Source organism: Wolbachia endosymbiont of Tuta absoluta (assembly GCF_059414725.1).
Map to the genome: position 1 here is coordinate 1 of NZ_JBNRJY010000733.1, position 3293 is coordinate 3293.

General features: G+C 33.0%; 3 protein-coding genes. 2 read left to right on the forward strand and 1 reads right to left on the reverse strand.

The window, feature by feature from the left end; all coding sequences use genetic code 11:
- Positions 1-260: 260 nt before the first annotated feature.
- On the reverse strand, positions 261-1598 hold the full coding sequence (locus tag ACJ5GX_RS07790; RefSeq protein ID WP_052264771.1) for an alanine/glycine:cation symporter family protein: 1338 nt from the start codon (positions 1596-1598) through the stop codon (positions 261-263).
- A 132-nt stretch (positions 1599-1730) separates the two neighbouring features.
- Here ACJ5GX_RS07790 and ACJ5GX_RS07795 point away from each other — a divergent pair, with 132 nt between their 5' ends.
- Positions 1731-1913 carry a hypothetical protein gene (locus tag ACJ5GX_RS07795; RefSeq protein ID WP_265025421.1) on the forward strand — a complete coding sequence of 61 codons (183 nt, stop codon included), beginning with the start codon at positions 1731-1733 and terminating at the stop codon, positions 1911-1913.
- A gap of 323 nt (positions 1914-2236) precedes the next feature.
- Positions 2237-3127: a hypothetical protein gene (locus ACJ5GX_RS07800; RefSeq protein ID WP_052264770.1), complete on the forward strand. Its 891-nt coding sequence runs from the start codon at positions 2237-2239 to the stop codon at positions 3125-3127.
- The last annotated feature ends 166 nt before the right edge of the window (positions 3128-3293 follow it).

The window sequence follows — 3293 nt, forward strand, 5'->3', positions numbered from 1 at the left end:
TTGAAGAAATTTGTTATATTCATTGCAGTTACTGACTTTCATTCTTATTGGCATATTTTTCCTTTGTCGGCTAAATATCTATTTTATAACAAATTCCATCAGTAACTGCCTGTTCTTTCCTTGAGTGGTGCAACAAAGCCCACTGGGATCCAGTCGCACTCAGTTAGTGAGCATAAAAGTATTATGTTAAAACATAAAATTTTTGATGAAGTTCATGAAAGGCTGGATTCCAGACTGGGATGACAACTTAAAATATTGCTTTAGCTCTGTTTTTGCAACTTCAGGTATTTGCTACTCATAGTAAATACTTCTGGATCTTGAGAAGTGAGCTTGAGTATAGCAAGTATGTTTATGAGTAGCAAAGCAGCAATTGAAATATCAGCGATATCCCAGAGTAACTTAACTCCACCGATTGCACCAAATGGAATGATTAAGGTAAAAACTACAGTCCAGATTTTAGTGTATTTATTATCCATAGATACATAGCGTATTGTTTGTTTTGAACAAAAAAACCAAGTAAAGATAGTAGTAAAGGCAAAACAAAACATTATAGCCATAATTAAATAGTCAGTATAGGGCCAATTCATAGCTTTTCTAAAAGCAAAAATGCACATGTTAGTGCTCTCTAAATCAGTAATCCAAGAATCTGTGACAAGCAGTACCATTGCTGTAATGAACACTATGAGTGCAACTATAAAAGGAGATATTATTGTGATTAGACTCTGTTCAATGATAAATTTATTGTTATTTTTTTTAGGAGTAATCGAGGAGTGTACAATTCCTTCGAGGCCAAGTCCTATATCTGTTGCAAAAATACCTCGCAGAGTTCCTACTTGAATAATAGTCAACATTTCTAAAATTAAACCTAAAGATAAGCCAGAGTTAAAGCTACTAGTTGTAAAAAAATTGCTTGTTATTAGTTTTAGAGAAGGAAGAATATTTTCACTAAACTTAAATAATATGATACCGCAAAGTGTGAGGTAACTTACCGTCATTATCGGTATCATAGCCGATATAAAAATTTTAATTTTTTTTAAGCTGAGAGCTGCAACAACAAAAAATATTATGGCCATTACAATGCCGCCAATGACTACAGGTATATCTACCATGCTGAGTGGTATTGATAGAGAATTTACCTGAACAAGGTTACCAACTGTTATTGAAACCATCATCATAATAACTAGAAACACAACTGTAGCTTTTCTAGAATTAAATGCATCAGTCATGTAGGCTACAGGTCCACCTATAAACCGTCCATTTTTTTCTTTTCTGGTTTTTATACTTAGGTAACAAGTAACATATTTTATCACAGAAGTAACAACAATAATTATTGCCATCCATAAAATGGATCCTGGTCCTCCGGTTTTTAGAGCAACAGCAGTGCCTGAAACGTTTCCTACTCCTAAATTTCCTCCTAAGATTGTAAACAGGGCGGCTATAGAAGAAAATTTATTTTCTCCTCTTTTAGCTCCAATAAGTGAAACGGCATACGGTAGTCTAAACACCTGTAACCATTTTAGTTTAACCGATAGGTAAACACCAGCAACTAGTATGAGTAGTATTGTTGGCAGTAAGAAAACAAACTTTACTGTATCCATCTGTAAAAGAGAGATTTTTACTTGAGTATATAGCAAAAGTTGAAAATACCCAACCTATTTTCTATGTATGACTTCGGTTTCATTATTCTAGCACCTCTTAATCTTGTCATACCAATCACAACTGATTGTAATATGGTACAATGTTCATACAATGTCATTCCAGTGCTTAACACTGGAATATTGTGTTTTTACATAAGGTTAGCTGCTTTTATACTTATCAACTTAGTGTCTAATCTGGATGCCAGAGGGCTTTGTTGCATAGCAGGAGAAAAACTAGCGATTACTGACAAAATTCATTATAAAATAGCCATTTAACCGCTTAAGGATAAATATATCATAAAAAATGAGAGTCAGTAACCAAGGTAAATATAACAAATTTTTCCAAGAAATAGGAATATTTTCATTTAGGCAAGGTGTTGATAAGAAGTTTAAGCTACAAGAGCATTAAATATAGTGATGAAGCACGAGAATATCTAAATCACACATATTGAGAAGCAACCTTCAACAAGTGTAGATGAAGCACAAGCACAATCTTTAGCAGGTGAAAAGAAACAACTATAGTTTTCGTTATTGTTTAGTGTTGACCTAGAAGGTCAACACTGATATATACCTCTATATAGCTAATATGTGGAGGTAATATGGTGGTAGATAATCCAAAAGCAGTTAATAATCAGGATTATTTTGATAAAAGTAATCGTTTTTATTTGCGCTTAAAAGATAATTTTTTTAAAAATCTGAGCCCAGATAGTAAAGTATCTATGGATTCTGAAGATAAGAACGAAGAAGTTAGTATTGATGATGATGAAAAGTGGTTTAAACACTTTTCTACTGTACTTTCCAATGAAGAAGGACAGGAAAAGTATAGATATGAGGTTAATGGCAGGTATGAATATAAACATGCCAATAAGTACGATAGCAAAAATGTCGTAGGTGCAATTGCTCAGAAAATTGCAAAAGATGTAAAGGAAAGTATAAAAGATAATACTTTAGAATATATAGGAATTAAAGAAAGTAGAAAGAAAGGTAAGATTAAGCCTGCACTCAGAATTATGCTTGGCGATCCTACAAAATCAATAAATGTGGTTGATGTTTTAAATAGTGATATATGCAGAAAATATGGTGTAGATGGAATTACATTATTGCTGCCTAGTAAAAGCAAATGTGAAACAAGGGGAATACGCTGCAGAGTTGATGAGAATGGAACAAGAATTTATGAAGTAGCTAACGGCTCATATTATATGACTTTAAATTGGTATGCTGAAGGAGAAGAGTGTGAAATGAAAATTATCATTAGTGATAATGGTGCTGTAGAGTTTATTGAAAGCAATGGTGTCACTTGGGAGCAATTAGCTGCAAATAAAGAAGTAAAAGTAGGAAGACAATATGAAGCGAAGCCTTTATATGAAGCATTGTCATATTTAAAGCGAGAAGGCTCTGAAGTAATAAAAGGATTTTATCCTTCAACAAGTGTGGAAAGCATACAAATCACTACAGGAGTTAATAAGCAAGCAGCTCTTTCAAAGTTATAATTTTCGTTATTGATTGAAATGAAGCCTTTTGGGGACCAAAAGGCTTCATGATCGATCCTACAAAATCAATAAATGTGGTTGATGTTTTAAATAGTGATATATGCAGAAAATATGGTGTAGATGGAATTACATTATTGCTGCCTAGTAAAAGCAAATGTGAAACAAG

Coding starts and splice junctions, on each gene's coding strand:
- ACJ5GX_RS07790 (WP_052264771.1), bottom strand. CDS start 1,598: ATGGATACAGTAAAGTTTGTTTTCTTACTGCCAACAATACTACTCATA.
- ACJ5GX_RS07795 (WP_265025421.1), top strand. CDS start 1,731: ATGGTACAATGTTCATACAATGTCATTCCAGTGCTTAACACTGGAATA.
- ACJ5GX_RS07800 (WP_052264770.1), top strand. CDS start 2,237: ATGGTGGTAGATAATCCAAAAGCAGTTAATAATCAGGATTATTTTGAT.